Below are 22,821 nucleotides of genomic sequence, written 5' to 3' on the forward strand. Positions count from 1 at the left end.
CCGTCACGGCATGGATTCTAGGGTCTGCGCGCGTCGCTTCGCTCCTTGCTCCGCCCTAGAATGACGAAGGACAGGCCGGCGGGACAGCACCCCCTCTGGCCTGCCGGCCATCTCCCCCCTTGCGGGGGAGATCAGCGTTTCGCCGCAGTTGCCACCATCGCCAACCTTGTCTCCATCACATTTTTTCGTTGGCGCGACGCCTCGATTTGCGTGCACCATGCCGGGATCCATCCTGCGAGGCCCGCCATGACCACCCTCCCCGGCATCTCCGACATCCGCGCCGCCGCCGCGCGGCTTTCCGGCCTGACCGTCGAAACGCCGCTGATCGAATCGCCCGAGCTCAACAAGCGCTATGGCGGCCGCATCCTGTTCAAGCCCGAGACGCTGCAGCGCACCGGCTCCTTCAAGATCCGCGGCGCCTACAACAAGCTGTCGAGCTTGAGCGAGGAGGAGCGCGGCCGTGGCGTCGTGGCCTTCTCCTCCGGCAACCACGCGCAAGGCGTGGCGGCCTCGGCCGCCATGTTCGGCGTCAAGGCGGTGATCGCCATGCCGGCCGACGCGCCCGCGCTCAAAGTCGGCAATGTCCGCAAGATGGGCGCCGAAGTGGTGCCGTTCGACCGTTTCAAGGACGACCGCATGGCGGTCGTACGCCCCTATGTCGAGAGGGGCATGGTGCTGGTGCCGCCCTTCGACGATCCGGCGATCATTGCCGGCCAGGGCACGATCGGCCTGGAACTGATGAAGCAGGCGAAAGCGCTCGGCGTGGCGCTCGACGCCGTCGTCGTGCCTTGCGGCGGCGGCGGCCTGTCGAGCGGCATTTCCGTCGCCGTCAAGGACGCTTCGCCGCAAACCGCCGTCTGGGCCGTCGAGCCGGAACATTTCGACGATACGCGCCGCTCGCTGGCCAAGGGCGAGCGGGTCTCGAACGAGCCGGGCCATAGCTCGATCTGCGATGCGCTGCTGACCGCCGAACCCGGTGCCATCACCTTCGAGATCAACCGCCGCAATCTCGCCGGCGCCATCGCCGTTTCCGACGAGGCCGCCGCCCAGGCGATGCGCGACGCCATGGCCTATCTCAAGCTTGTGGTCGAGCCTGGCGGCTGCGTCGCGTTCGCCGCGCTCTCCTCCGGCGAGATCGACCTCGCCGGCAAATGCGTTGCCGTCGTCCTGTCAGGCGGCAATGTCGATTTCGGCACCTATGCGCGGATCATGGCTGCTGCGTAGAAGTGGCGATTGGTATCGCGGCACCCGGAGGCGAATGCCTAGACCACTCTATCTCCTTGTTTTGACGCAATTCCAGACGGAAGGCTACGGCGAAGTCGCCGAGCATAACCGCTCACACTTTTCCTTAATCAGCTGCTCACTCACCGGCCGGGAGGAAGGCCGGATTGTGCAGGATTTCCCAGAGATGACCGTCGGGATCCTGAAAATAACCGGCATAGCCGCCCCAGAAGGTCTTGCGCGCTGGTATCGTGATACGCGCTCCCGCAGTTTCGGCCCGCGCCATCACTCGATCGACCTCGGCTTCGCTGGACACGTTGTGACCAATGCTGAATTCGGTGGGGCTGCGTGGTGTAGGATCGATGCCCGCGTCGAGCCCGAGGTCGCTGCGCGGAAACAGGCTAAGCACCATGCCGCCTTCCAAATGGAAGATGGCGATCGCTCCGTGCTCAAACTCTTGCCCGACGATGCCCTCCGTGGGCAATCCAAGGCCATCGCGGTAAAACTTCAGCGACCGCTCAAGATCGTCCACGCCGAGCGTCAATATTCCAAATCGCGCTCTCATTGCACTTCTCCTTTATTGTGTTCGTTTTGCGCTCGCTGACCGCGACCCGGTCGCGGCGCGGGCCATATGTCTGTCAAGATATCGAATGCGGGCTGTGCGGCGATTGAACGAATCGGCCAAATCAAGCCCAAACCGGAAGTGTGATTTGGGCGCGAACAAGCGCTGGAGCTGCTATCTCGGCTCGTAAGCTTCTTGCTTGTCTATGAAAGCGATCAGTCCAGCGTCCGCCTGAACCGCACCAGCGCCACGCCGGCAAACAGCGCCACGAACACCACCAGCCAGCCGATCTCCGTCGCCACCGCCGGCAGCGCCGCGCCCTTCAGCATGACTGCGCGGGTGATGCGCAAGAAATGCGTCAGTGGGAAGATCTCGCCGAAAGTCTGCGCCCAGCCCGGCATGCCGCGATAGGGGAACATGAAGCCGGAGAGCAGCAGCGATGGCAGGAAGAAGAAGAAGGTCAGCTGCATCGCCTGCATCTGGGAGCGGGCCATGGTCGAGATCGTATAGCCGAGCAGCACCAGCGAAAGCACGAAGACCAGCACCGAGGAGAGCAGCAGCGTCAGGCTGCCGACGAAGGGGATGCCGAACAGGAGCTTCGCCGCCACCAGCACCACCACCACCTGCACGGCGCCGACGACGAGGAAAGGCAGCACCTTGCCCAGCATGATCTCGGCGGGACTGGACGGCATGGCGAGCAGGTTCTCCATGGTGCCGCGCTCGGTTTCGCGGGTCAGCGCCATCGCCGTCATCATCACCATGGTCATCTGCAGGATGACGCCGAGCAGGCCGGGCACGATGTTGTATTGCGAGACGCCTTCCGGATTGTAGCGTCGGTGCACGACGACATCGAGCTGGCCGCGCGCCGCTTCCCTGGCCGCGTCCTGGGTGCCCTGGGCTCTCAGCAGCGCCTGGCCGGCAACGGTGCCGAGCGTGGAGATGGCGCCGCTGGCAACGGACGGGTCGGTGGCGTCGGCCTCGATCAGGATCTGCGGGTTGTCACCGCGCTCCACCCGCCGGGCGAAATCGGCGGGAATGGTGACGACGAAAGAGACGTCGCCGCGCGCCATCAGGAATTCGGCTTCCGCCGCACTTTGCGCGACATGGTCGAAGCGGTAGTAGCCGGTGGTCTGCAACGCCGAGACCATGGCGCGCGTGTAGGGATCGCTGCTGGTCGCCACGAGTGCGGCCGGCAGGCTCTTCGGGTCGTTGTTGATCGCAAAGCCGAACAGCACGAGCTGCATCAGCGGCACGCCCAGCATCATGGCGAAGGTGATGCGGTCGCGCCGCATCTGGATGAATTCCTTGATCAGCAGCGCGCCAAGCCTGGCGAAGGAGAAGACCGCGTTCATGTCATGTTGTCCTTCGAGCCGGACATGAACTGGATGAACACATCCTCCAGGCTGGTCTCGCCCGGCGTCACCGTCACGTCCTCGTGCTCCTTCTCGACATCGGCCAGCGCTTTTTCCAGCGCCGCCTTGTCGGAGCCGACGACATGCAGCGTCGCGCCGAACGGCGCCACCTGGTCGACGCCGGGCCGACCCTGCAGCGCTTCGGCCACCTGGTCGAGCAGCGGCCCCTGCAGCACGAACGTCGTCAGCCCGGCATTCCTCACCACCTCGTCCACCGTGCCGGTGGCGAGCATCTTGCCGTAGGAGATGTAGCTGATGCGATGGCAGCGCTCGGCCTCGTCCATGTAATGGGTGGAGACGAGCACGGTCAGTCCGCCGCCGGCCAGCCGATGGATCTCGTCCCAGAATTCGCGCCGCGCCTTGGGGTCGACGCCGGCCGTTGGCTCGTCGAGCAGCAGCAGCTTCGGCTTGTGCATGATGCAGGCGGCCAGCGCCAGTCGTTGCTTCCAGCCGCCGGAAAGCGTGCCGGCCAGCTGGTTGCGGCGGCTCGCCAGGCCGAGCTCTTCCAGCGTCCTCGCCACGTACTGCTCGACCGGCCTCAGCTGGTAGAGCCGCGCCACGAATTCGAGGTTCTCGCCGATCGTCAGGTCCTCGTAGAACGAGAATTTTTGCGTCATGTAGCCAACTTCGCGCTTGATCTTGAGCGCGTCGGTGCGGATGTCGAAGCCCAGCACCGTGCCGTCGCCTTCATCCGGCGTCAGAAGCCCGCACATGATGCGGATCGTCGTCGTCTTGCCCGAGCCGTTCGGCCCGAGGAAGCCGACGATCTCGCCTTCGGCGACCGTCATCGTCACGTGGTCGACGACGGTCTTGTCGCCGAAGCGCTTGACCAGGCCGCGGACGTCGATGACGTTCATTGCCCGAGATCCGCGAGATCGACATCGACGATCTGGCCGGGCTGCAGCGGTCCCGCATTGCCCTCCGGTCGCGCCTCGACGAGATAGACCAGCTTCTGCCGGTTCTCGAGCGAATAGATCACCGGCGGCGTGAACTCGGGATCGGGCGAGACATAGCTGACGCGCGCTTTCAATCCTGCCCCGCAACCGTCGCAATGGACGTCGAGCTCGGTGCCGACCTTGACCGCCGAGAACGCCCTTTCCGGCACATAGACGCTGAGCTTCACGGCGCCGTCCGGCAGCATCGAGATCACCGGCGCGGTCGGCCCGGCGGTGTCGCCGGGGTTGCGGATGACGTCGTTGACGCGGCCGGGCGAGGGCGCGGTCAGCACCCGCTTCGACAGCCGCCACCGGGCCTGCTCCAGGCTCGATTGCGCCTGCTTGACCTGGTTGTCGGCGGCCTTGATGGTCTCGGCCCGCGCCGGCAGGTTGCCGACGGCGAGATTGGCTTCCGCCTGCCCGACCTGGGCGTTGGCCGTCTCCAGCGAAGCCGAGGCGGTGTCGTAGTCGGCCTGGGTGCCGGTGCCGCGTTTGTAGAGGTCGCTGGCGCGGTCATATTTGCGCTTGGCGTCGGCGGCCTGGGCTTTGGCCATGTCGACCTCGGCCTTGAGCACGGCGATTTCCTCGGGGCGCTTGCCGACCTGCAAATCGGCGAGCTGGGCCTGCGCCTGCGCCAGCGCGGCCTCAGCCTGCGCCACCTCGATCTTGGCGTCGGCGTCCTCGAGCGTCGCCACCGCCGCGCCGGTCTCGACGCGGTCGCCGCGCTTGACCGTCACCGTCGCCACCTGGGCCACTTCGATCGGCGCCATCAGCACATATTCGCCTTCGACATAGCCGACGGCCAAAGGTGCTGTCGGCGCGCAGGCGCCGAACAGTTGCGCCGCGAGCGGCAGCGAACAGAGGAAACTCATGATTTGCCCTTCTTGCCGGCGGCCGGCCCGCGCGCCGCCAGCATTGCCCTGAGGTTGTCGGTCGTGACCGCCACCACCTTGGCGGCCTCTTCATTGCCGATCCCGTGCCATCCCATCCGGCGCATCACCGCCTCGCGGCCGATGCGGAAATAGATGACCTGGCCGATCATGGTGAAGACGGTGAGCTTGGTCGCCTCGCTCTCGGCCGGTTCGCCGGTCGCCTGTTCCCAGATCTGGCACAGCCGTCGGTGCGTCGGCTCGAACACGCCGGCATAGATGCGGTCGAGCGCGGCGGTCGGATGCGAGAGCTCGCGAAGTACGAATTGTACGATCTCGCCGGCCTGCGGACTGGCCACGACGAAACCCACCATCCGCTCGAGCGCCGCGAAAAGCTGGGCCCGGGCCGCCTCGGGGTCGAGGGGTGCGGCTGCCTGCGCGCCGCCCAGCGCCTGGCCGGCGACCCCCTGGATGGTGTCGACGATAAAGTCGGCGGCTGCCGCGCGCAGGCCCTCCTTGCCGCCGAAATGATAGGCGATGGAGCCGATATTGGCCTTGGCCTCGGCCGCGATCTGGCGCGTAGAGGTGCCGTCGAAACCCTGCCGTCCGAACAGCTTGAGCGCGGCGTGCACAAGCGCCGTTCGCGTTTGCTCCGCAGTGGTGGCCTCGCGCTGCTGCCTTTTTATGCCTGGTTGCCTGTTCATGTCTCAACTTTAATCAATCGATTGATTAAAGTCAAATTTGACCCCTGAGTCGGCTTGCCTTCTCAGCCCTCACAGGCTTTAGTGCCCGGCCATGGGCAAGGAAGTCGAGCGTAAGTTCCTGGTCTCCAGTTCGGCCTGGCGCGACGGGATCGAGGCGGAAATCCGCATTCGCCAGTTCTATGTCGCCGCCCAGCCCGGCCGCACCGTGCGCGTGCGCATCAGCGACGGGCGCTCCGCCAGGCTGACGCTGAAGTTCGGCGACAGGGCGCGCGAGCGCGACGAGTTCGAATATTCGATCCCGCTTGCCGAGGCCGAGGAATTGACGGCGTTTGCCATCGGACGTGTCATCGAGAAGACACGCCACCATGTTAGACACCGCGGCTATCTCTATGAAGTCGATGTTTTCGGCGGCAAGCTCGCGGGGTTGGTGATCGCGGAGCTGGAGACGCCGGAGGACGTATCTGACGAAATGCTGCCCGACTGGCTCGGTCGCGAGGTCACCGGCGAGTCGAGATTCTACAACGCGTCGCTGGCCCTCGGGGGGATTCCGGAGATCGCCGCATGAGCTTCCGCATCGATCCGCGCTTGCCGCTGACCGGCGAGGTCAGGCGCATTTTGGCCGACGAGATCGGCAAGGCAATCGCCCATCTCGAGATGGCGCGCGAGAAGCCGGAGCAGGGGCTGCACAAATGCCGCAAGCGGCTGAAAAGCGTGCGCGCCTTGCTGCGCCTGGTTCGTTCCGGGGACGAACCGTTCTGCCAGACCGAGAACGAATGTTATAAGCAAGTGTCGGCGCTGTTGGCCGGCCCGCGCGAGGCGACCGCCTTGATCGAGACCGTCGACCGCTTGGCCGATGCCTTTCCGGAACAATCCGCAGGCGGCGGCCTCGACCCCGTGCGCGAGCGGCTGGTGCTGCGCCAGCATGAGCTCCATGCCGGTCCCGGCCTCGACGCCGCCATCAATGCGGCGATAGCCGCTTGCCGGGAGGGTCTGGAGCGCATCGACAGGCTGGCCCTGCCCGACCAGCCCGAGCAGGCGGCCGACATCCTCGCCGACGGCGCCCGCGCCACCTTGCGGCGGGCGAAGAAGGCGCTGGACAAGGCGGAGGCGCGCGGCGAGGACGAGGATTTTCACGATTTGCGCAAGGCGGCCAAGACGCATTCCATGCATCTGTCGCTGCTCGGCCGCTTGTGGCCGACGCCGATCAAGGCGCGCCGCAAGGCGGTCGACAGGCTCGGCGAACAGCTCGGCGAATTGCACGACGTCTTCGTCATGCGCGCGCTGCTCGATGCCGAAGGCGAGCCGCTCAGCCACGCCGACGACACGAAGCTGCTGCGCAAGCTGCTGAAGCGCTCCGAAAAGAGCCTGACCAAGGCCTGCCTTGCCGAGGCCGCCGACCTGTTCGGCGACAGCCCCAAGCGCTCGGCCAAGAGGCTCGCCCGCAAGGCGCGCGACGACCTCGCGGGATCCCAGGAAGAAGCGAAAGCGGCGTGAGCGCGGCGCCCTTACCTTCTCCCCTTGTGGGAGAAGGTGGCCGCGAAGCGGCCGGATGAGGGGTGCTCCAGCTTGACGCTCCCGCTCATCCAGTCGGAATTCGCCAACGTCTCACTCCGCTGGAACACCCCTCATCCGTCTCGGCGCTGCGCGCCGATCCACCTTCTCCCACAAGGGGAGAAGGGGAAAGCGCTACGCCGGCAGCGGCCGCTTTCCATTTGTGGCTCCGCCCACCCGCGCCCCCGCATCCCTCGGGTGCGGGCCGATCGGCATGATCGCCGGAAACGGCGTCGCTCCAAAAGCAAAGGTCCATTTGTAACCGGTGAGCTGGTCCTCCGGCGTGGTGTGCTGGTCGTGGTGGGCGAGCAGCCTGGCGCGTTCGGCGAGCTCCTCGGCTTCGCGCCGCAGCATCTCCGCGGTTTGCGGCCGCATGCGCCTGGAAAAGCTGATGAAAGTCGCGCCCTGCTCCATATGGCCGAGCGCCCAGCCGACGAAATTCTTGTTGGTCATCTCGAAATGCGGCTTCAGCGGCCCCTCGAAATCCCACTGGATCGGCGTGTCGATCAGCAGCCTTGCCGACAGGCCGCGGCCCAGCGCCACCAGCCCGAGCTCCTCGAGGTCGCGCAGATAGAGGAACATCGAGGCTTCGCTCAAGCCCTGCGAGCGCATGATGCCCTCGGCCGTGAATTTCTCCGACAGCATGATGAAGACGAAAAGCAGCGCCGGCCGCGTCGACAGGCGGCGCTCGATCTCCGGCCCGACGCGGTTGGCCGGGCCTGGCCCCCGGTTCATCGCGCCGAGCACGTTCTCCAGCTCGACATCGGCCGCGGCGCAGATCTCCATCAGCCGGTCGAGCTTGCAGTTCTGCTCATGGAAGATGCGCTTCACCGTCGGCTCGGAAACGCCCATGCGCTCGGCCAGCGTCCGGTAGGTCAGGCCCTTGGCCTTCAGCGTCCGTTTCAGCGCCTCGAAGATCGGACCGTTCATGGAATGCGCCTCGTTCATCCGATTTGGTATCGAAGACCGATACTAGTCTCGTTCCACCTTCCAGGAAAGTATCGGAAATCCTAGCTCTCCGCCGTCATCACAGGAGAGCACCCATGAAACGTCTCATCGCTTCAATCGTCTTCGCCGCCATCGCCGCGGTGTCCGCCGCGCAGGCCGGCGAACTCTGGCGCGCCACCGGCTTCGAGCAGCCGGAATCGGCGCTTGTCGATGCCGCCCACGACCGCATCGTCGTCTCCAACATCGTCGGCAATCCCGGCGCGGCGGACGGCAATGGCTACCTGTCGCTCCTGTCGATGGACGGCAAGGTCATCTCGAGCCACTGGGTCGACGGCATGGACGCGCCCAAGGGCATGGCGATTTCCGGAGACAGGCTCTATGCCGCCGACATCACCAAGGTGCGCGTCGTCGATCTCGCCAGCGGCAAGCTGGTCGAGACCATCGACGTGCCCGGCGCCGTGTTTCTCAACGATATGACGCAGGACAGCGCCGGCAAGGTCTATGTCAGCGACATGCTGGCCGACGCGATCTACAGCATCGACGGCGACAGACCGGAGCTGTTCGTCAAGGACGCGCTGCTGGCCTCGCCCAACGGCGTCTTCGCCGATGGCGACAGGCTGATCGTCGCGTCCTGGGGCAAGGGCATCAACAAGACCGACTTCAGCACCGCGGAGCCCGGCGGCCTGCTGTCGGTCGACCTCGCCACAAAGAAGGTCACGCCGCTGCCGGGCGCGCAGAAATTCGCCGATCTCGACGGCGTCATCGCCATAGGCGACACCATCTACGCCACCGCCTACATGACCGGCACGCTCTACAGCTACAAGTCCGGCGGCGCGCCGACTGCGGTGGCGCACTTCAAGCCCGGCAGCGCCGACATCGGCACCGACGGCAAGCGCATCTTCGTGCCGCTGATGGGCGAGGGCGAGGTCGCGGCACTGGCGCTGAATTGAGAGGTGCAGCTGCGAATGTCAGAAAGGTGCTTAGGAGAACCGGCAAGGGTGCAGGCGATCGGTAGCGCATCGTCCTCGACCACAGAGGGGCAAGACGGGCCGCAGCCGCAATCGCTCTGTGCCATCGCTGATTGAAAGGTGGCGTTGGGCACGGCCTTCCGGCGCGAGAGAAGGTAAAGCCCACCCGCGGCGACAACCACCAAAGCCAAGCCAAGCCGGCCGATCGATGCCAAGCCAACACCGACGGCCGCGAGGGCGGCGGTGATCGGCGGCGCAATCAGGGCCCCACAGCAAACTGCGCAGGCACCAGAACAAGGCCGGTGCCTGCTGTTGTCTTGCCAATATTCATTGCGTGTCTTTCTCCATTCCTGGACCAGAAGCAGCCTGCCAGGCCAGCACGGCCAGGATAACGACCGCGGCGTGGGCAAGCGCCGTCAGCCCGGCGAGGCCGGAGACGCTTGCGTTGCCCCGAGCGAGTTGCAGGAAGACCTCGCGGCCGTCGAGAATTGCAGCAACACCCGCCAGCAGGATGGCCAGCAAGAGCGCCGCGTTGCCGAGCCGTGCAATGGACCCAAACCGACTGACGGCGGCGGCGAGTAAGATTGAGACGCCGACGAACCCCCATACCAGCCAGGGGTTTTCGAGGTTGATGCCAAGGATCGTTTCTTCGGTGTGGCCGTCGGGTTCTCCAGCCTCAGCGTGACTACCCGTTTCACCGGCCTCAGCGCTCTTACGAGCTTGTTCCTCAGTAGGGCCTTCGGCCGCTTCATCATGGCCGCCCTGTTCCTGGGCCTCGGCGCCCTCCTTTTGCGCGGCGATGCTCGCGGGCTCCCGATGCTCGCCCCCTTCCATCAAGACGGCGGCGGCAAATAGGAGCGCCGAGATGGCTAGCATTGCCGCCGTCCAACGGACGAGGACGACACGATTTCCGAAAAAGCCCATCAGCGAACTTTCCTCTCGCATCACCTTGAAGGCAGCGTACTCCTTCAAGTAACTTTAGGTTCAAGGAGTATTTTTGCGATGAATCTTCACGTCCGCGTGTTCACCATCGGGGCGCTCGCCAAGGCCACTGGCGTCACCACACCCACCATCCGCTACTATGAGGAGATCGGATTGCTGCCTCCGGCACCACGCACAGCCGGAGGTCAACGCACCTATGACGACGATGATCTGGGGCGGCTGACCTTCATCAAGCAATGCCGAGATTTCGGCTTCGGGATCGATCAGGTCAGGGTGTTGCTGGACCTGTCGATCAGCAGCAGGCGCGATTGCGTGGAGACGCGCGACATAGCACAAGCCCACCTCGATGAAGTCCGCCAGAAACTCAACGAACTTCGTTTGCTTGAACGGCGGCTGGAGAGCTTCGTGACACGATGCAACGTCGCATGTGCAGGGGGTCCCGGCCAAGACTGCGTGATCTTCAAGGATATGGCAGCGTCGGCCAAAGGCGGCTGCTGCGGACAGTAGCTAGCTGGCTGTAGGATGTTGGTAAGCGTCGTCACGGCGGCAACGACGCCGATTGGGATTGGACCGCCACATCGACGGCGCTGCCATCTGGCTTCGTTGCCTGCTCAGCACTATCCGGCTCTCATCCGTCACATGAGCGAAGCCGTGAAGACATCCAGCCTGAACGGCGCCGTTTCGCCGATGATCCCCGTGCTCATATGCGCGCTGGCGATATTCCTGCTGTCCGGCATGGATGCGGCAATGAAGTCTCTGGCCATCGCGGTCGGCGTTTATAACACGCTGCTGTGGCGCAGCGTGGTCGCCACAATGGTCGCCGGCGCGGCATGGTCGGCGGGGTCGCGTTCCAAGCCGGCCCTTCCGGTGCTGGGCCTGCATGCGCTGCGCGCCGCGATTGTCGGCATCGTCCTGGTCTTGTTCTTCTGGGGGCTGGCCAGGCTGCCGCTCGCCGAGGCGATCGGGCTCAGCTTCGTCGCCCCGCTGTTTGCGCTTTTGCTCGCGGCATTGTTGTTAGGAGAGCGCATAAGGCGGCAGGCGGTCTGGGCGTCGCTGGCCGGCATGGCGGGCGTCGCGATCATATTGGCCGGCCAGTTCGGGGCGGCCAGCCATTCGCAAGATGCCCTGCTTGGCACGGTCGCGGTGCTCGTCTCGACGGTGTTCTATGCCTACAATCTGATCCTATCCCGGCAACAGGCGCTGCTGGCCAGGCCGGTCGAGATCATGCTGTTCCAGAACCTCTTCGTCGCACTCATCCTTGGTCCCGCGGCACCTTGGCTCGCCATTGCGCTGCCGAGCGATCTCTGGCTTCCCCTGGCGGGGGTGGCCTTGCTGTCGCTCGCTGGGCAATTCTTGATGAGCTGGTCCTACGCCCGGGCCGAAGCGCAATATCTGATCCCGACCGAATACTCGGCCTTCATCTGGGCGATCGCGCTTGGCTGGTTCTTCTTCGGCGAGAAAGTGGCCTGGACCACGCTGGCAGGGGCATGCCTCATCGTTGCCGGCTGCCTGATTGCCGCGCGCGCCAATCCGAAGCTTGCCGAGCCGATCGAAGCGGCGATGTGAAGGATTGCGCTCAGCCTTGCGGGCTCTGCGCCGCGGTCGCCTTGAGGCGCACGCCCCTGCCGCCACGCTCGCTGGTCTGGTTCTCGCCGATCAGCTCCACGCCGACCGCGTCGAGCGCCTGGATGACCTTCATCAGCGTGTCGACCACGCCCCGGACCACGCCGTCGCTCGCTTCCATGCGCTGGATCGTTGGAAGCGAGACCCCGGCGCGCTCGGCGAGCGTCTTCTGGTCGATGCCGGTCAACGCCCGCGCGGCGCGCATCTGTGCGGCAGTGATCATCGGCCGGAACCTGTCTTTGAAGCTATGGAAGATGTATATTATAAATATTACAATGTCTAAAGCATCAATTTATATGCGTCAACCATCGATCAATCCCTGTCGGCCACCACTTTGCGCCGCTGCAACAGCCGCGCCGCAAGCCAGCACAGCATGGCCCAGGCAAAGCCCGCGCACCAGCCGGCAAGCACGTCGGACGGCCAGTGCACGCCGAGATAGACGCGGCTGGTGCCGACCAGCACGGTGGTGAGCACGGCAAGGCCAAGCACGAAGACTTTCGACCTGCGGTCCGGCAGGAAGCGGGCGGCCAGCGAGCCGAGGGTCAGATAGGTCACCGCCGACAGCATGGCGTGCCCGCTTGGAAAGGACAGCGACGTCTCGGTGACGAGATGCGAGACGAGGTCGGGGCGCGGCCGGTCGACCTCGAGCTTGAGCAGGCTGGAAAGCACCTGCCCGCCCGCTACGGCAGCGAACATGAACAGGGCCGTCGCGGGTCTGCGGATCAAGAGCAGATAGACGATCGTCGCCGTCGTGATCAGCACCAGCACGGCGGTGCTGCCCAGCGCGGTGATGTCGCGCATCGCGCCCTGCAGCCAAAGCGGACCGATCGGGCTGTCCGGCTGTCCGGCATGGCGGAAGGCAAGCAGGATCTCGGTGTCGAAGGCGTGCGGCGTCGTGGCCCGCGCCACCTCCATCAATTCCTCGAAGCCCCACAGCCCGCCAGCGATGACCAGCCCGGCCAGAAGCAGGGGGAATTCGATCTTGGCAAGCAGCGCGCCGACGGATGGCTTCATGAGAGGCTCGAGGGTTAGAGCTTCTGCATATAGGGCCCGAGCGTGATCAGGGCGACGGCGGCGATCGCCAGCACCATGCCGGTTGCCTGCAAAGCGTTGAGCCGTTCGCCGAAAAAAGCGAGCGCCACGACATTGACCGCGACAAGCTGGATCACCGCCGACAGGCTGAACGACACCGACATGCCGAACTCGCGCACCAGCCGCAGCATGATCAGATTGCCGGCCGTGTAGAGCGCTAATGTCAAAAGCAGTTTGGCAAGGCTCGGCGCCATCCCCCATTGCTTGGCCGCCATCGCCGCCAGCAGGAACATCACCGTCGAAATGCCGAGCTGCGCCAGTCCCCAGAAACTCACTTGCCGTCCCTTCTTGAACGCCGTCGCCGCGTCGGCCGCCGCCCTTGTTTCCGAAGCGGGCGAAGCCGTCAAGCTGATCGCGGCGAAGCCTCCTTCTCCCGTATAGTGACGGCGAGAAAGCGGCCGGCATCGACAGCTTGGCAAATCACGGCCATGTCACGAAAATGTGATCGGCGCGCTTTAGGGGTCGAAAGGTCAAATCCCCAGCCACCTCAAGAAGCCAGAGGAACAACATGACCGTGACCCCTGAGACCCGTTTCCGTACCAGCCAGCTCGAGGAAAATGACGGCCCGCCCGTTAACCCGACCGACAACCGCACCATGGGTGAGATCATCGCCGCGCGTTTCTCGCGCCGCGGCTTCCTCATGGGTTCGCTGGCTGTCTCGGCCATCGCCGCCACCGTCAGCCCGCTGGCCCTGGTCGCCGCCGACGAGGCGCGCGCTGCCGAAGGCTCGGCCTTCAAATTCGACGAGCTCGAGACCGGCATCGACGACAGGCACCATGTCGCGCCGGGCTATGACGCCGACGTGCTGTTGCGCTGGGGCGATCCGCTCTTCGCCGACTCGCCGGAGTTCGATCCGACAAAACAGTCGGCCGAGGCACAGGCCAGGCAGTTCGGCTACAACAACGACTATGTCGGCTATATCCCGATCGACGGCTCGGCCGAGCACGGCCTTTTGGTCGTCAACCACGAATACACCAACCCGCATCTGATGTTCCCCGGCATCGTTTCGGTCGTCGAGAAGGACGGGAAGAAGAAGGCCGAGGTCGCACCGCTTTCGAAGCAGCAGGTCGATGTCGAGATGGCCGCGCATGGCGGCACCATCGTCGAGATCCGCAAGCAGGACGGCAAGTGGCAGGTGGTGCGCGACGGCAAGCTCAACCGCCGCATCACCTCCAACACCGAAATGGCGCTGTCAGGCCCGGCCGCCGGGCACGATCGCCTCAAGACCAACGCCGATCCGTCCGGCGCCAAGGTGATCGGCACGCTCAACAATTGCGCCGGCGGCGTCACGCCCTGGGGCACCTATGTGATGGCCGAGGAGAACATCCACGGCTACTTTTCCGGCGACCTGCCGGCGGGCCACAAGGAGGCCGCCAACTACAAGCGCCTCGGCATTCCGGAAGGCGCTTATGAGTGGGGCGCGCATTACGATCGCTTCAATCTCGCCAGGGAGCCGAACGAGCCGAACCGTTTCGGCTGGATCGTCGAGGTCGACGTCAACGATCCCAATTCCGTGCCGCGGAAGCGCACCGCCATGGGCCGTTTCAAGCATGAGGGCGCCGAATCGATCGTCACCAAGGACGGCCGCGTCGTCTTCTATCTCGGCGACGACGAGCGCTTCGACTATGTCTACAAATTCGTCACCGCCGGTAAGTTCAATCCCGATGACCGCGCGGCCAACATGAACCTGCTCGACGACGGCACGCTGCATGCGGCGAAGTTCGCCGAGGACGGTTCGGTCGAATGGATGCCGATCGTGTTCGGGCAGGGCCCGCTGACGGCGGAGAACGGCTTTGCGTCCCAGGCCGACGTGCTGATCGAGACGCGCCGCGCCGCCGACCTGCTCGGCGCCACCAAGATGGACCGGCCGGAGGATATCCAGCCCAATGCCGCCAACGGCAAGGTCTATGTCATGCTGACCAACAATTCCAAGCGCAAGGCCGAGCAGGTCGACGCCGCCAACCCGCGCGCCGACAACACCTTCGGCCACATTATCGAGATCGTCGAGGATGGCGGCGACTTCGCCGCTGCCAAGGGCAAGTGGGAAGTGTTGTTGAAATGCGGCGATCCGTCGGTGGCCGATGTCGGCGCCACCTTCTCGACCGCGACCACCGCCCATGGCTGGTTCGGCATGCCGGACAATTGCGCCGTCGATTCCGCCGGGCGGCTGTGGGTCGCCACCGACGGCCAGGGCCCGAAGGCCACCGGCCGCACCGACGGCCTCTGGGCGGTCGACACCGAAGGCCTGGCGCGGGCGACTTCGAAACTGTTCTTCCGCGTGCCGATCGGCGCTGAAATGTGCGGCCCGCTCTTCGCGCCGGACGACCAGACGGCTTTCGTCGCCGTCCAGCATCCGGGCGATGGCGGCGAGGACTGGGAAGGCTTTGGCCGTCCGTCCTACTACGAGGATCCGTCGACCCGCTGGCCGGACTTCAAGCCGGACATGCCGGTGCGGCCTTCGGTCGTCGCGATTACGAAGCAGGGCGGCGGCAAGATCGCGGTGTGAGTTGCTGCCGCATCGGCATGCATGATCACGGACGTTGGGGATTGGCCGAAACCTCCCCAACGTCGTCATTCCAGGGCGGAGCAGGAGCGAAGCTCCGTCGCGGAGACCCTGGAATCCATGCCGTTACCTTGGTCGTAGAGTACAGCGGAGCAGAATTCTGCACCGCTGCAGCGCCGCCTTAGAGTCACGGCATGGATCCTCGGGTCTACGCGTCCGCTTCGCTCCCGCTCCGCCCGTGGATGACGAAGTCACGGCGCCTTGAGCCAATCTCCTACGTCAATTATCCGGCGCGTTGAACCACCGCCATGTTCATCATGCTTCGGAGACGGAAGCCGATGGACTCGTAAAGCCCGATCGCCGCGGCACTGCTCTCATAGGCGTGCAGGTACGCAACCTCGCCGCGTGCCGCGATCCGGCCCGCGACGAAGCTCGCGCCCTGTTGCGGCCACCGATGGACGATACGGACGCTTTCGGACGTTTGCCCTTCATTCGCCGCCAATTGCATCCTATATCGCGCTGGCGCGACGTGACCGGCCGCGCGGCGATTCGCGACCTGAGGGCGGCAGGTCATAACTTCTTGGCACGCGGAGCTCATGGCGCCCCTGCGCATCTATTTCGACAGGCTTCTCGATGCCGTGGCGCCCAAGGTTCCGCGGCGCGAATTGACGGACGGGGAGCGCCTCGCGCTGGTCCGCCGCCACGGCGATTTCTCGCTCGCCTATTCCACGGCCGTGCAGAAGAAACTGTCCTATTTCAGCGATGGCGACGGCTACATCGCCTTCGGCACCAAGATGAGCCGTCATTTTGCGCTGGGCGACCCGGTGGCCGATCCGGCCGACCGCCCGGCCTATATCAAGCGCTTCGTCGAGGCCGCCGGCCGCCCCTGGTTCGTCCAGATCGGCGCCGACACGGCCAAGGTGCTGACCGGCCTCGGCTACCAGGTCAATCGCCTCGGCATCGACACCAGGCTGCTTTTGCCGGCGCATGATTTTTCCGGCAAGCGCAACGAGACCGTGCGCTATTCCGAGCGCTGGCTGACGAAGAAGGGTTTTACCCTCGCCGAGGGCAGGGCCGACATCCTGCAGGAAGAGATCAAGCAGCTGTCAGCCGACTGGCGCAAGGAGCGCATCATCAAGCGCTGGGAGATGGGTTTCCTCAACCGCCGCTTCTCCGAAGAGCTCGGCGCCGACATGCGTCGCTTCCTCCTGCACAGCCCCGAGGGCCGGCTGCTCGCCATTCTCGATTTCGACCCGCTGTTTCGCGACGGCAAGGTGATCGGCTACACCACCTCCTTCAAGCGCAAGCAGGTCGACGCGACGCCGCATGCCGAAATCGGCCTGACCAAATTCGCCGTCGACCGCTTTCGCGAGGAAGGCATCTCACAGGTGACGCTCGGCCTCTCGCCGCTGCTCGACATCGAGCCGAGCGGCTTCGCCGAATCGGATTTCTGGCGCAACGCCTTCCAGCGCGCCTACAACTCGCCCTGGGTCAACCGCTCGCGCTTCAACCTGCAGGGCCAGGCAGCCTTCAAGCGCCGCTTCCACGGCGTCGAGGAGCCGACCTATATCGCGTTCCGCAAGGGGACTTTCGTGGAGATGCTCGGCCTGCTGCGGCTGATCAAGGCGATTTAGCGATATCACCAACCTTTGCGGTTGGCGGAAGCTTTGCAGCTTCGTCATTCCAGGGCGCAGCAGCCGCGAAGCGGCGTCGCGAAGACCCTGGAATCCATGCCGTTACCTCGCACGAAGAGTACGGCGGAGCAGAATTCTGCGCCGTGAGCGACGCTCAGATGTAACGGCATGGATTCTATGGTCTGCGCGCGTCGCTCCGCTCCTTGCTCCGCCATAGAATGACGACGGGACTGGCGCCGCGGCTAATTTCCAAGCGTTGCGGCCGCTCAAGTGCGGTACAGCGAAGGTCAGTTCCTCAGCCGATATCCGGTCTTGAAGATCCAGGCCACGATCGCGATGCAGATGGCCAGGAACACCAGCGTCATGCCGAGGCTGACGCCGACCGAAACGTCGGCCTTGCCGTAAAAACTCCAGCGGAACCCGCTGATCAGGTAGACGACCGGGTTGAACAGCGTGATCGTCTTCCAGATGCCGGGTAGCATGTGGATCGAATAGAAGCTGCCGCCGAGGAAGGTGAGCGGCGTGACGATCAGCAGCGGCACCAGCTGCAGCTGCTCGAAGGTCTTTGCCCAGATGCCGATGATGAAGCCGAACAGGCTGAAGGTCACCGCCGTCAGCACCAGGAAGGCGATCATCCAGAACGGATGCTCGATCCTGAGCGGCACGAACAAGGCCGCGGTGGCGAGGATGATCAGGCCGAGCATGATCGACTTGGTCGCCGCACCCCCGACATAGGCGATGATGATCTCCAGATAGGAGACCGGCGCCGACAGGAGCTCATAGATCGAGCCGACGAATTTCGGGAAATAGATGGCGAAGGAGGCGTTCGAGATCGACTGCGTCAGAAGCGACAGCATCATCAGGCCGGGCACGATGAAGGCGCCGTAGGGGATGCCGTCGATCTCGTTGATGCGCGAGCCGATGGCCGAGCCGAAGACAACGAAATAGAGCGATGTCGAGATGACCGGCGAGATGATGCTCTGCAGCACCGTGCGGAAGGCGCGCGCCATCTCCACCCGGTAGATCGCCCATACTGCGCGCAGGTTCATGGCTCTTGCCTCAGGAGATTGACGAAGATCTCTTCGAGCGAGCTGTTCTTGGTGTCGAGATCGCGGAACTGGATGCCGGCCGCCTCGAGGTCGCGGATCAGTGAGGCGACGCCTGGACGGTCGCTCTGGTTGTCATAGGTGTAGGTGAGCTGGTTGCCGTCAGCGGACAGCTCCAATGAATAGCGAGAAAGCCCGTCGGGCATGGCGGTAAGCGGCGCGCGCAGCTCCAGTCTCATCTGCTTGCGGCCGAGCTTGCGCATCAGCTCGGCCTTGTCCTCGACCAGGATGATCTCGCCCTTGTTGATGACGCCGACACGGTCGGCCATCGCCTCGGCTTCCTCGATATAGTGCGTGGTGAGGATGATGGTGACGCCGTCCTCGCGCAGGCGCCTGACCATCGCCCACATGTCCTGGCGCAGCTCGACGTCGACGCCGGCCGTCGGCTCGTCGAGGAACAGCACGCGCGGCTCGTGCGCCAGCGCCTTGGCGATCATCAGCCGGCGCTTCATGCCGCCCGACAGCGTGATCGCCTTGGAATCCTTCTTGTCCCACAGCGACAGGTCGCGCAGCACCTTCTCGACGAACGCTGTGTTGGGTGCCTTGCCGAACAGGCCGCGGCTGTAATTCACCGTCGCCCAGACCGTCTCGAAGGCGTCGATGGTCAGCTCCTGCGGTACCAGCCCGATCAGGCTGCGCGCCGCGCGGTAATCCTTGGAGATGTCGTGGCCGTCGACGCTGACTGAGCCCGACGAGCGGTTGACGATGCCGCAGACGATCGAGATCAGCGTCGTCTTGCCGGCGCCGTTCGGTCCGAGCAGCGCGAAAATCTCGCCGCGCTCGATGTCGAGATTGATTTCCTTCAGCGCCTCGAAACCGGTGGCATAGGTTTTCGTGACACCGGAGATCGAGATGATGGATGACATGCTGAAATACGGCCGGCTGGAAAAGGTGACTTGATATAGGGCGGTTGCCGCCCGGTGCAACCGTGAATCGACGCCGCTGCTGACAGTTCTGGACAGTGAGCCTCTTTCTCCCCGCAAGCGGGGAGAATGCCCGGCGACGGGAATCGCCAATTGTCGAAATGATTCAACTTCAAATAGGGCGCTTGAACAATTTGCAACTGTATCGCCACACTATGATGGCATGTTCAAACAGAGCTATCCGTTTCGCAGAGGTCTGGTCCGCCTTCTTTACGGCCTGATCTTTGCCGGGCTTTCCGTTGCGCCTTTCGGCTTGTCGACCGCACATTGGATAGCACGTTCCTACGGGAACGCTGGCTTGCTGATTTTCCTTGTAGTGTACATCGCGGTCATGGCACTTCTTTTTTGGGTTGTGAACAGGGTCAATGACGCGACCCCGACGTTCACTCCACCTGCCAACGCGATCCGGGTTGGACTGCCCATTGAAGAAACTGTCGAGGACACGGACCTGTCGCTGGAAACAGCGCTGAAGACGGCACAGTCCAGGCAGAAGTAGTTGTGAGTGCCGTCGCCAGGCGCCGACCTGATCGCAAGCAGCAATGAGGGGTGGTGCTGACCCTGGCAAGCAGGGCGATGGGGGCGCCAAATACGAACGCCGGCGCTGTCCCTCATCCGCCCTTCGGACACCTTCCCCCGCAAGCGGGGGGAGAAGGAAATCAGGTCTGCGCCGTCCAGAAGGCGATCTCCTGCGCCTTGGTCCGGAGCTCGGTCTTCAGCCATTGATCGTCGTCGTCGAGGTAGCTCCACGGCGTCTTGCCTTGCGCCCGCATCTCGCGGATGTAGGAGCGGTAGCGATAGTGGCTGTAGACCGACATCGCGTAGGTGGCATAGGCGGCGGCGAGCTTCCGGTGGCCGCGCACGATCACCAGGTTCTCGTCGTTCTTCTCGCTCGCCGGCGCCGAGAAATTATGGCTGCCGGTCACCACCACGCAGTCGTTCGAATGCGGGTCGGTTACCAGGATCTTCGAGTGCACGATGGCGTGGCCGATCTGCGACAGGAAGCTCCGCCGGTTGACCTCGGCGATCCACGGTCCGAGCGGCGCGTCGAGGCCTTGCGGCTGCGCCACCGTGTAGCGGTCCGGCGTGAATTTGCGATCGCTGCTCACCAGGTCGATGTCGAGGAAGTTCTGTTCGGTGCCGCCCTCGTCCGCGCTCAGCGTCGAGACCACGCCGCGCACATACATGCCTTTTTCCCGGGCGCGCTGGCCGGCCAGCGTATGCAGCCCCTGCTTGCCCGGCGTGAACATCAGGAAAAGCACCGCTTGCCTGGCCGATGTGATGACGTCGCGCAACGCCGCCATGTCGGCGCCGTCGGAGGTGCGGGTGAACCAGACGGTCGTCTTGGCTGTCCCGACGGTGAAGGTCTTGGGGGCGTCGTTGTCCGCCATCAGCGCCGGCGTGAAATTGGCCGGGTCGGTCTTCGGCGGCGAGGCGTCCTTCAGCAGATCCCAATGCTGGCGGTAATGCGCTGCCACCGCCGTGTCCTCGATCAGCAAGCCGTTGTTGACCTGCGTGCACAGGCCCGTCGTGCTCCAGTTGGTGCTGCCGGTCCACGCCTTCTTCGGCTCGCCGTCTTCCGAGACGACGACGAACTTGTTGTGGCCGAGGCCTTTCGATTTCAGCATCCGGTCGATGGTTGGAATGCCGTGGTCGTTGAGGTTCTTGCGCGCATCCTTGTTGCCGTCGCCGCTCTTGTCGGAGCCGTTGGCGAGGATGAGGTTGAGCCGCGGCCCGAGCCCGATCAGCGCCGTCTCCAGGGTCGCGTCGCCGAGCTCATAGAGCGCGGCATGCAGCTCGTCGCCGGCGCCTTGCGTCAGCCCCACCATGCGCAGCCCGAGATCGCCTTCCAGGAAAGCGCGGAATTTCGCGTCGCCATTGGTCTGCAGGCTCTTCTTGAACGCCGCCGGCGAGAGCTTGTTCTTGGCCATGTAGCGGGCGACGAATTGCGACAGCACCAGCCCGCGGTTGAAATAGCAGGAGAAGCCGCCGCCGGCGTCGGTGGCAAGCGTATGCCAGTCCGTCCAGTCGCTCGACACCCCCTTGGTCAGCGGCTTGCCGGGCCCGGCGCTCAGCATCGCGGTCACCCGGTAACGCACGACATTGCCGACATCGGCCGCATGGTCGGTCCAGTTGAAGCGCTGGAACGGCCACACGTCCGACGGCCTGTGGTCGCCCGATTTCGGCTTGTCCTTGGTGAAGCCGACGCGGTTCTCCACCGGCTCGATCTTCTCGGTGGCGCCGGCCTTGCGGCCGCGCTCGAGCAGAAAGCCCCGGCATCCGGCGATGAAGTCGCTGGGCGCCCAGGCGACGAAGGCGTCGTCGCCATTGGTGTAGACGGATACTTTTATCTCGGCGGCCATTTGTCGTTCCTCGGCATCTGTCGTTGTTCCCAAAGCGCGGCCGGCATGTCCGGCCCACCAATGCAGCCAACAAGTATCCGTGCCGGAAGCAGGGCCCCGGATCGTTTGAAACAGAATGTCGAAAAGGTGACGGAGATGATTATGCGGCGGCAGAAGATCGGATGTCAATGTTTTGCAGCGTCAAGTATAATTCTATGAACTGCTTCACACTGCGTTCTGTTTGCCAGCAAAATAAAGGGCGGATAGCTTTCCAAACCGAAACTGCGAGCGGCTAGCTTGCCGTTTGTCGGCGGGGAGGATTTTCACCGTTCCTTTTCGTGAAGTCGGCGCAAACCTCGGAGATTGGCGCAAGCCCCTTAGCCTCGTCATTCCAGGGGGAGCAGCCGCGAAGCGGCGTCGCGCAGACCCTGGAATCCATGCCGTGACTCTGATCAAAGGATGCAGCGGAGCAGAATTTTGCGCCGTTGCGGCGCGTCAACGTCACGGCATGGATCCTCGGGTCTGCGCGCGTCGCTTCGCTCCTTGCTCCGCCCGTGGATGACGACTGGGTGGGCGTTTCGGCCAACCGCCAATGCAAGCCGCCGGCCAGCACAGGCATGGCCGGCGGTCGAAATCCCTATGCCGGGAGACCAGCCTTCGTCAGCTCTTGCTGGAGGCCAGCACCAGCACCGGCTTCTCGCTGTAGAGCTGCGGGAACAGCGACTTCAGATTCTCGATCTTGGGCAGGTCGTTGTAGACGATATAGGGATAGGTCGGGTTCAACGTCAGGAAGTCCTGATGGTAATCCTCGGCGGGGTAGAAGGTCTTGCCGGTCTCGAGCGTGGTGACGATCGGCTTCGGAAACACCTTGGCCTTGTCGAGCTGGGCGATGTAGCTCTCGGCGACCTTCTTCTGCTCCTCATTCTCGGCGAAGATCGTCGAGCGGTACTGGGTGCCTGAATCCGGCCCCTGGTAGTTGAGCTGCGTCGGATTGTGCGCGACCGAGAAATAGACCTGCAGCAGCTTGCCATAGGTGATTTTCGACGGATCGTAGGTGATCTCGACGGATTCGGCGTGCCCGGTGCGGCCGGTGCCGACCACTTCATAGACGGCGTTTTCGGCGCTGCCGCCGGTATAACCGGATACCGCCTTGCTGACGCCCTTGACGTGCTGGAACACGCCCTGCACGCCCCAGAAGCAGCCGCCGGCGAAGATCGCCTTCTCACTGCCGCTCGCCGCCTTTTCGTCCACTGACGGCGGCGGGATCACCACCGCGTCCTCGGCCGAGCGGGCCGGGCTCTGCCAGAAGACGGCCGCCGCCGCGCTCAGCGCCAGCGCCGCCAGCGCGCCACGGGTCAAGAATGGCCGCGCGGCTTTTGTCGTTATGCCGTTCATGTTGCGTCTCCTTGTTGTTGTTCCATTATATACGACTTGAAGCCGCCGGAAGGTTCTCACTTTGCCGTGCGGCGGTGTGTAACCGCCGACGGCG

At 64.3% G+C, this 22,821-nt stretch carries 24 protein-coding genes; 9 read left to right on the top strand and 15 right to left on the bottom strand.

Annotated elements, in window-relative coordinates; genetic code table 11:
* The first annotated feature begins 246 nt into the window (after nt 1-246).
* Nucleotides 247-1,224 (top strand): threonine/serine dehydratase family protein, encoded by a 978-nt coding sequence (locus tag RFM52_RS00005; RefSeq protein ID WP_320293825.1) that lies wholly within the window; start codon nt 247-249, stop codon nt 1,222-1,224.
* A 136-nt stretch (nt 1,225-1,360) separates the two neighbouring features.
* Here the strand turns inward: RFM52_RS00005 and RFM52_RS00010 are convergent, their stop codons facing one another.
* From RFM52_RS00010 to RFM52_RS00030, 5 genes are all read right to left on the bottom strand, one after another.
* Nucleotides 1,361-1,786 (bottom strand): VOC family protein, encoded by a 426-nt coding sequence (locus RFM52_RS00010; protein WP_320293826.1) that lies wholly within the window; start codon nt 1,784-1,786, stop codon nt 1,361-1,363.
* A gap of 212 nt (nt 1,787-1,998) precedes the next feature.
* Nucleotides 1,999-3,135, bottom strand: a complete 1,137-nt coding sequence (locus RFM52_RS00015; protein WP_320293827.1) for an ABC transporter permease — start codon at nt 3,133-3,135, stop codon at nt 1,999-2,001.
* Nucleotides 3,132-4,052 (bottom strand): ABC transporter ATP-binding protein, encoded by a 921-nt coding sequence (locus RFM52_RS00020; RefSeq protein ID WP_320293828.1) that lies wholly within the window; start codon nt 4,050-4,052, stop codon nt 3,132-3,134. Before RFM52_RS00020 ends, RFM52_RS00015 begins: the two co-directional genes overlap by 4 nt.
* Nucleotides 4,049-5,002 (bottom strand): HlyD family secretion protein, encoded by a 954-nt coding sequence (locus RFM52_RS00025; RefSeq protein WP_320293829.1) that lies wholly within the window; start codon nt 5,000-5,002, stop codon nt 4,049-4,051. Before RFM52_RS00025 ends, RFM52_RS00020 begins: the two co-directional genes overlap by 4 nt.
* Complete coding sequence (locus tag RFM52_RS00030) at nt 4,999-5,703, bottom strand: CerR family C-terminal domain-containing protein (RefSeq protein ID WP_320293830.1); 705 nt, start codon at nt 5,701-5,703, stop codon at nt 4,999-5,001. The genes RFM52_RS00025 and RFM52_RS00030 overlap by 4 nt, the downstream gene beginning before the upstream one ends.
* 91 nt (nt 5,704-5,794) lie before the next feature.
* Here RFM52_RS00030 and RFM52_RS00035 point away from each other — a divergent pair, with 91 nt between their 5' ends.
* Both RFM52_RS00035 and RFM52_RS00040 read left to right on the top strand, forming a co-directional pair.
* A complete protein-coding gene (locus tag RFM52_RS00035; protein ID WP_320293831.1) occupies nt 5,795-6,268 on the top strand; it encodes a CYTH domain-containing protein in 474 nt (157 codons plus the stop codon).
* Nucleotides 6,265-7,197 (top strand): CHAD domain-containing protein, encoded by a 933-nt coding sequence (locus RFM52_RS00040; protein ID WP_320293832.1) that lies wholly within the window; start codon nt 6,265-6,267, stop codon nt 7,195-7,197. The genes RFM52_RS00035 and RFM52_RS00040 overlap by 4 nt, the downstream gene beginning before the upstream one ends.
* Nucleotides 7,198-7,389: 192 nt before the next feature.
* On the opposite strand, the gene RFM52_RS00045 is transcribed toward RFM52_RS00040, so the two are convergent.
* Nucleotides 7,390-8,184 carry a helix-turn-helix domain-containing protein gene (locus RFM52_RS00045; protein WP_320293833.1) on the bottom strand — a complete coding sequence of 265 codons (795 nt, stop codon included), beginning with the start codon at nt 8,182-8,184 and terminating at the stop codon, nt 7,390-7,392.
* Between the two features lie 113 nt (nt 8,185-8,297).
* Here RFM52_RS00045 and RFM52_RS00050 point away from each other — a divergent pair, with 113 nt between their 5' ends.
* Nucleotides 8,298-9,152: an SMP-30/gluconolactonase/LRE family protein gene (locus RFM52_RS00050; protein WP_320293834.1), complete on the top strand. Its 855-nt coding sequence runs from the start codon at nt 8,298-8,300 to the stop codon at nt 9,150-9,152.
* A gap of 345 nt (nt 9,153-9,497) precedes the next feature.
* On the opposite strand, the gene RFM52_RS00055 is transcribed toward RFM52_RS00050, so the two are convergent.
* Nucleotides 9,498-10,142, bottom strand: a complete 645-nt coding sequence (locus RFM52_RS00055) for a hypothetical protein (protein ID WP_320293835.1) — start codon at nt 10,140-10,142, stop codon at nt 9,498-9,500.
* Nucleotides 10,143-10,172: 30 nt separating this feature from the next.
* Between RFM52_RS00055 and RFM52_RS00060 the strand changes: the two genes are divergently transcribed.
* Nucleotides 10,173-10,619, top strand: a complete 447-nt coding sequence (locus RFM52_RS00060) for a MerR family transcriptional regulator (protein ID WP_320293836.1) — start codon at nt 10,173-10,175, stop codon at nt 10,617-10,619.
* Nucleotides 10,620-10,751: 132 nt separating this feature from the next.
* Nucleotides 10,752-11,678 (top strand): DMT family transporter, encoded by a 927-nt coding sequence (locus RFM52_RS00065; RefSeq protein ID WP_320293837.1) that lies wholly within the window; start codon nt 10,752-10,754, stop codon nt 11,676-11,678.
* 10 nt (nt 11,679-11,688) lie between these two features.
* Here the strand turns inward: RFM52_RS00065 and RFM52_RS00070 are convergent, their stop codons facing one another.
* The 3 genes from RFM52_RS00070 to RFM52_RS00080 form a co-directional block, all read right to left on the bottom strand.
* A complete protein-coding gene (locus tag RFM52_RS00070; RefSeq protein ID WP_320293838.1) occupies nt 11,689-11,958 on the bottom strand; it encodes a helix-turn-helix domain-containing protein in 270 nt (89 codons plus the stop codon).
* Nucleotides 11,959-12,047: 89 nt separating this feature from the next.
* Nucleotides 12,048-12,749 carry a phosphatase PAP2 family protein gene (locus RFM52_RS00075; protein WP_320293839.1) on the bottom strand — a complete coding sequence of 234 codons (702 nt, stop codon included), beginning with the start codon at nt 12,747-12,749 and terminating at the stop codon, nt 12,048-12,050.
* A 14-nt stretch (nt 12,750-12,763) separates the two neighbouring features.
* Nucleotides 12,764-13,102, bottom strand: a complete 339-nt coding sequence (locus tag RFM52_RS00080; RefSeq protein ID WP_320294436.1) for a hypothetical protein — start codon at nt 13,100-13,102, stop codon at nt 12,764-12,766.
* 233 nt (nt 13,103-13,335) lie between these two features.
* On the opposite strand from RFM52_RS00080, the gene RFM52_RS00085 reads away from it, so the two are divergent.
* Nucleotides 13,336-15,333 carry a PhoX family protein gene (locus RFM52_RS00085; RefSeq protein WP_320293840.1) on the top strand — a complete coding sequence of 666 codons (1,998 nt, stop codon included), beginning with the start codon at nt 13,336-13,338 and terminating at the stop codon, nt 15,331-15,333.
* Nucleotides 15,334-15,613: 280 nt separating this feature from the next.
* On the opposite strand, the gene RFM52_RS00090 is transcribed toward RFM52_RS00085, so the two are convergent.
* Entirely contained in the window at nt 15,614-15,832 is a 219-nt protein-coding gene (locus tag RFM52_RS00090; protein WP_320293841.1) for a GNAT family N-acetyltransferase, read from the bottom strand.
* Nucleotides 15,833-15,926: 94 nt separating this feature from the next.
* On the opposite strand from RFM52_RS00090, the gene RFM52_RS00095 reads away from it, so the two are divergent.
* The gene (locus RFM52_RS00095) at nt 15,927-16,964 is read left to right on the top strand and encodes a phosphatidylglycerol lysyltransferase domain-containing protein (RefSeq protein WP_320293842.1); all 1,038 of its coding nucleotides are present in this window, start codon (nt 15,927-15,929) and stop codon (nt 16,962-16,964) included.
* Nucleotides 16,965-17,251: 287 nt separating this feature from the next.
* Here RFM52_RS00095 and RFM52_RS00100 read toward each other — a convergent pair whose 3' ends face one another.
* Both RFM52_RS00100 and RFM52_RS00105 read right to left on the bottom strand, forming a co-directional pair.
* Nucleotides 17,252-18,013: an ABC transporter permease gene (locus RFM52_RS00100; protein ID WP_320293843.1), complete on the bottom strand. Its 762-nt coding sequence runs from the start codon at nt 18,011-18,013 to the stop codon at nt 17,252-17,254.
* Nucleotides 18,010-18,936: an ABC transporter ATP-binding protein gene (locus RFM52_RS00105; RefSeq protein WP_320293844.1), complete on the bottom strand. Its 927-nt coding sequence runs from the start codon at nt 18,934-18,936 to the stop codon at nt 18,010-18,012. Before RFM52_RS00105 ends, RFM52_RS00100 begins: the two co-directional genes overlap by 4 nt.
* Nucleotides 18,937-19,156: 220 nt before the next feature.
* Here RFM52_RS00105 and RFM52_RS00110 point away from each other — a divergent pair, with 220 nt between their 5' ends.
* Nucleotides 19,157-19,489 (top strand): hypothetical protein, encoded by a 333-nt coding sequence (locus tag RFM52_RS00110; protein ID WP_320293845.1) that lies wholly within the window; start codon nt 19,157-19,159, stop codon nt 19,487-19,489.
* Nucleotides 19,490-19,649: 160 nt separating this feature from the next.
* Here RFM52_RS00110 and RFM52_RS00115 read toward each other — a convergent pair whose 3' ends face one another.
* Nucleotides 19,650-21,353 (bottom strand): phospholipase D-like domain-containing protein, encoded by a 1,704-nt coding sequence (locus tag RFM52_RS00115; RefSeq protein ID WP_320293846.1) that lies wholly within the window; start codon nt 21,351-21,353, stop codon nt 19,650-19,652.
* A 639-nt stretch (nt 21,354-21,992) separates the two neighbouring features.
* The gene (gene msrA / locus RFM52_RS00120) at nt 21,993-22,727 is read right to left on the bottom strand and encodes a peptide-methionine (S)-S-oxide reductase MsrA (RefSeq protein WP_320293847.1); all 735 of its coding nucleotides are present in this window, start codon (nt 22,725-22,727) and stop codon (nt 21,993-21,995) included.
* Nucleotides 22,728-22,821 lie beyond the last annotated feature (94 nt).

It is taken from the genome of Mesorhizobium humile, assembly GCF_033977215.1.
GTDB classification, from domain to species: Bacteria; Pseudomonadota; Alphaproteobacteria; order Rhizobiales; family Rhizobiaceae; genus Mesorhizobium; species Mesorhizobium humile.

Bases quoted from the DNA above. Each gene is read 5' to 3' on its own strand.
- RFM52_RS00005 (WP_320293825.1), top strand. From the start codon at position 247: ATGACCACCCTCCCCGGCATCTCCGACATCCGCGCCGCCGCCGCGCGG.
- RFM52_RS00010 (WP_320293826.1), bottom strand. From the start codon at position 1,786: ATGAGAGCGCGATTTGGAATATTGACGCTCGGCGTGGACGATCTTGAG.
- RFM52_RS00015 (WP_320293827.1), bottom strand. From the start codon at position 3,135: ATGAACGCGGTCTTCTCCTTCGCCAGGCTTGGCGCGCTGCTGATCAAG.
- RFM52_RS00020 (WP_320293828.1), bottom strand. From the start codon at position 4,052: ATGAACGTCATCGACGTCCGCGGCCTGGTCAAGCGCTTCGGCGACAAG.
- RFM52_RS00025 (WP_320293829.1), bottom strand. From the start codon at position 5,002: ATGAGTTTCCTCTGTTCGCTGCCGCTCGCGGCGCAACTGTTCGGCGCC.
- RFM52_RS00030 (WP_320293830.1), bottom strand. From the start codon at position 5,703: ATGAACAGGCAACCAGGCATAAAAAGGCAGCAGCGCGAGGCCACCACT.
- RFM52_RS00035 (WP_320293831.1), top strand. From the start codon at position 5,795: ATGGGCAAGGAAGTCGAGCGTAAGTTCCTGGTCTCCAGTTCGGCCTGG.
- RFM52_RS00040 (WP_320293832.1), top strand. From the start codon at position 6,265: ATGAGCTTCCGCATCGATCCGCGCTTGCCGCTGACCGGCGAGGTCAGG.
- RFM52_RS00045 (WP_320293833.1), bottom strand. From the start codon at position 8,184: ATGAACGGTCCGATCTTCGAGGCGCTGAAACGGACGCTGAAGGCCAAG.
- RFM52_RS00050 (WP_320293834.1), top strand. From the start codon at position 8,298: ATGAAACGTCTCATCGCTTCAATCGTCTTCGCCGCCATCGCCGCGGTG.
- RFM52_RS00060 (WP_320293836.1), top strand. From the start codon at position 10,173: ATGAATCTTCACGTCCGCGTGTTCACCATCGGGGCGCTCGCCAAGGCC.
- RFM52_RS00065 (WP_320293837.1), top strand. From the start codon at position 10,752: ATGAGCGAAGCCGTGAAGACATCCAGCCTGAACGGCGCCGTTTCGCCG.
- RFM52_RS00070 (WP_320293838.1), bottom strand. From the start codon at position 11,958: ATGATCACTGCCGCACAGATGCGCGCCGCGCGGGCGTTGACCGGCATC.
- RFM52_RS00075 (WP_320293839.1), bottom strand. From the start codon at position 12,749: ATGAAGCCATCCGTCGGCGCGCTGCTTGCCAAGATCGAATTCCCCCTG.
- RFM52_RS00085 (WP_320293840.1), top strand. From the start codon at position 13,336: ATGACCGTGACCCCTGAGACCCGTTTCCGTACCAGCCAGCTCGAGGAA.
- RFM52_RS00095 (WP_320293842.1), top strand. From the start codon at position 15,927: ATGGCGCCCCTGCGCATCTATTTCGACAGGCTTCTCGATGCCGTGGCG.
- RFM52_RS00100 (WP_320293843.1), bottom strand. From the start codon at position 18,013: ATGAACCTGCGCGCAGTATGGGCGATCTACCGGGTGGAGATGGCGCGC.
- RFM52_RS00105 (WP_320293844.1), bottom strand. From the start codon at position 18,936: ATGTCATCCATCATCTCGATCTCCGGTGTCACGAAAACCTATGCCACC.
- RFM52_RS00110 (WP_320293845.1), top strand. From the start codon at position 19,157: ATGTTCAAACAGAGCTATCCGTTTCGCAGAGGTCTGGTCCGCCTTCTT.
- RFM52_RS00115 (WP_320293846.1), bottom strand. From the start codon at position 21,353: ATGGCCGCCGAGATAAAAGTATCCGTCTACACCAATGGCGACGACGCC.
- msrA (WP_320293847.1), bottom strand. From the start codon at position 22,727: ATGAACGGCATAACGACAAAAGCCGCGCGGCCATTCTTGACCCGTGGC.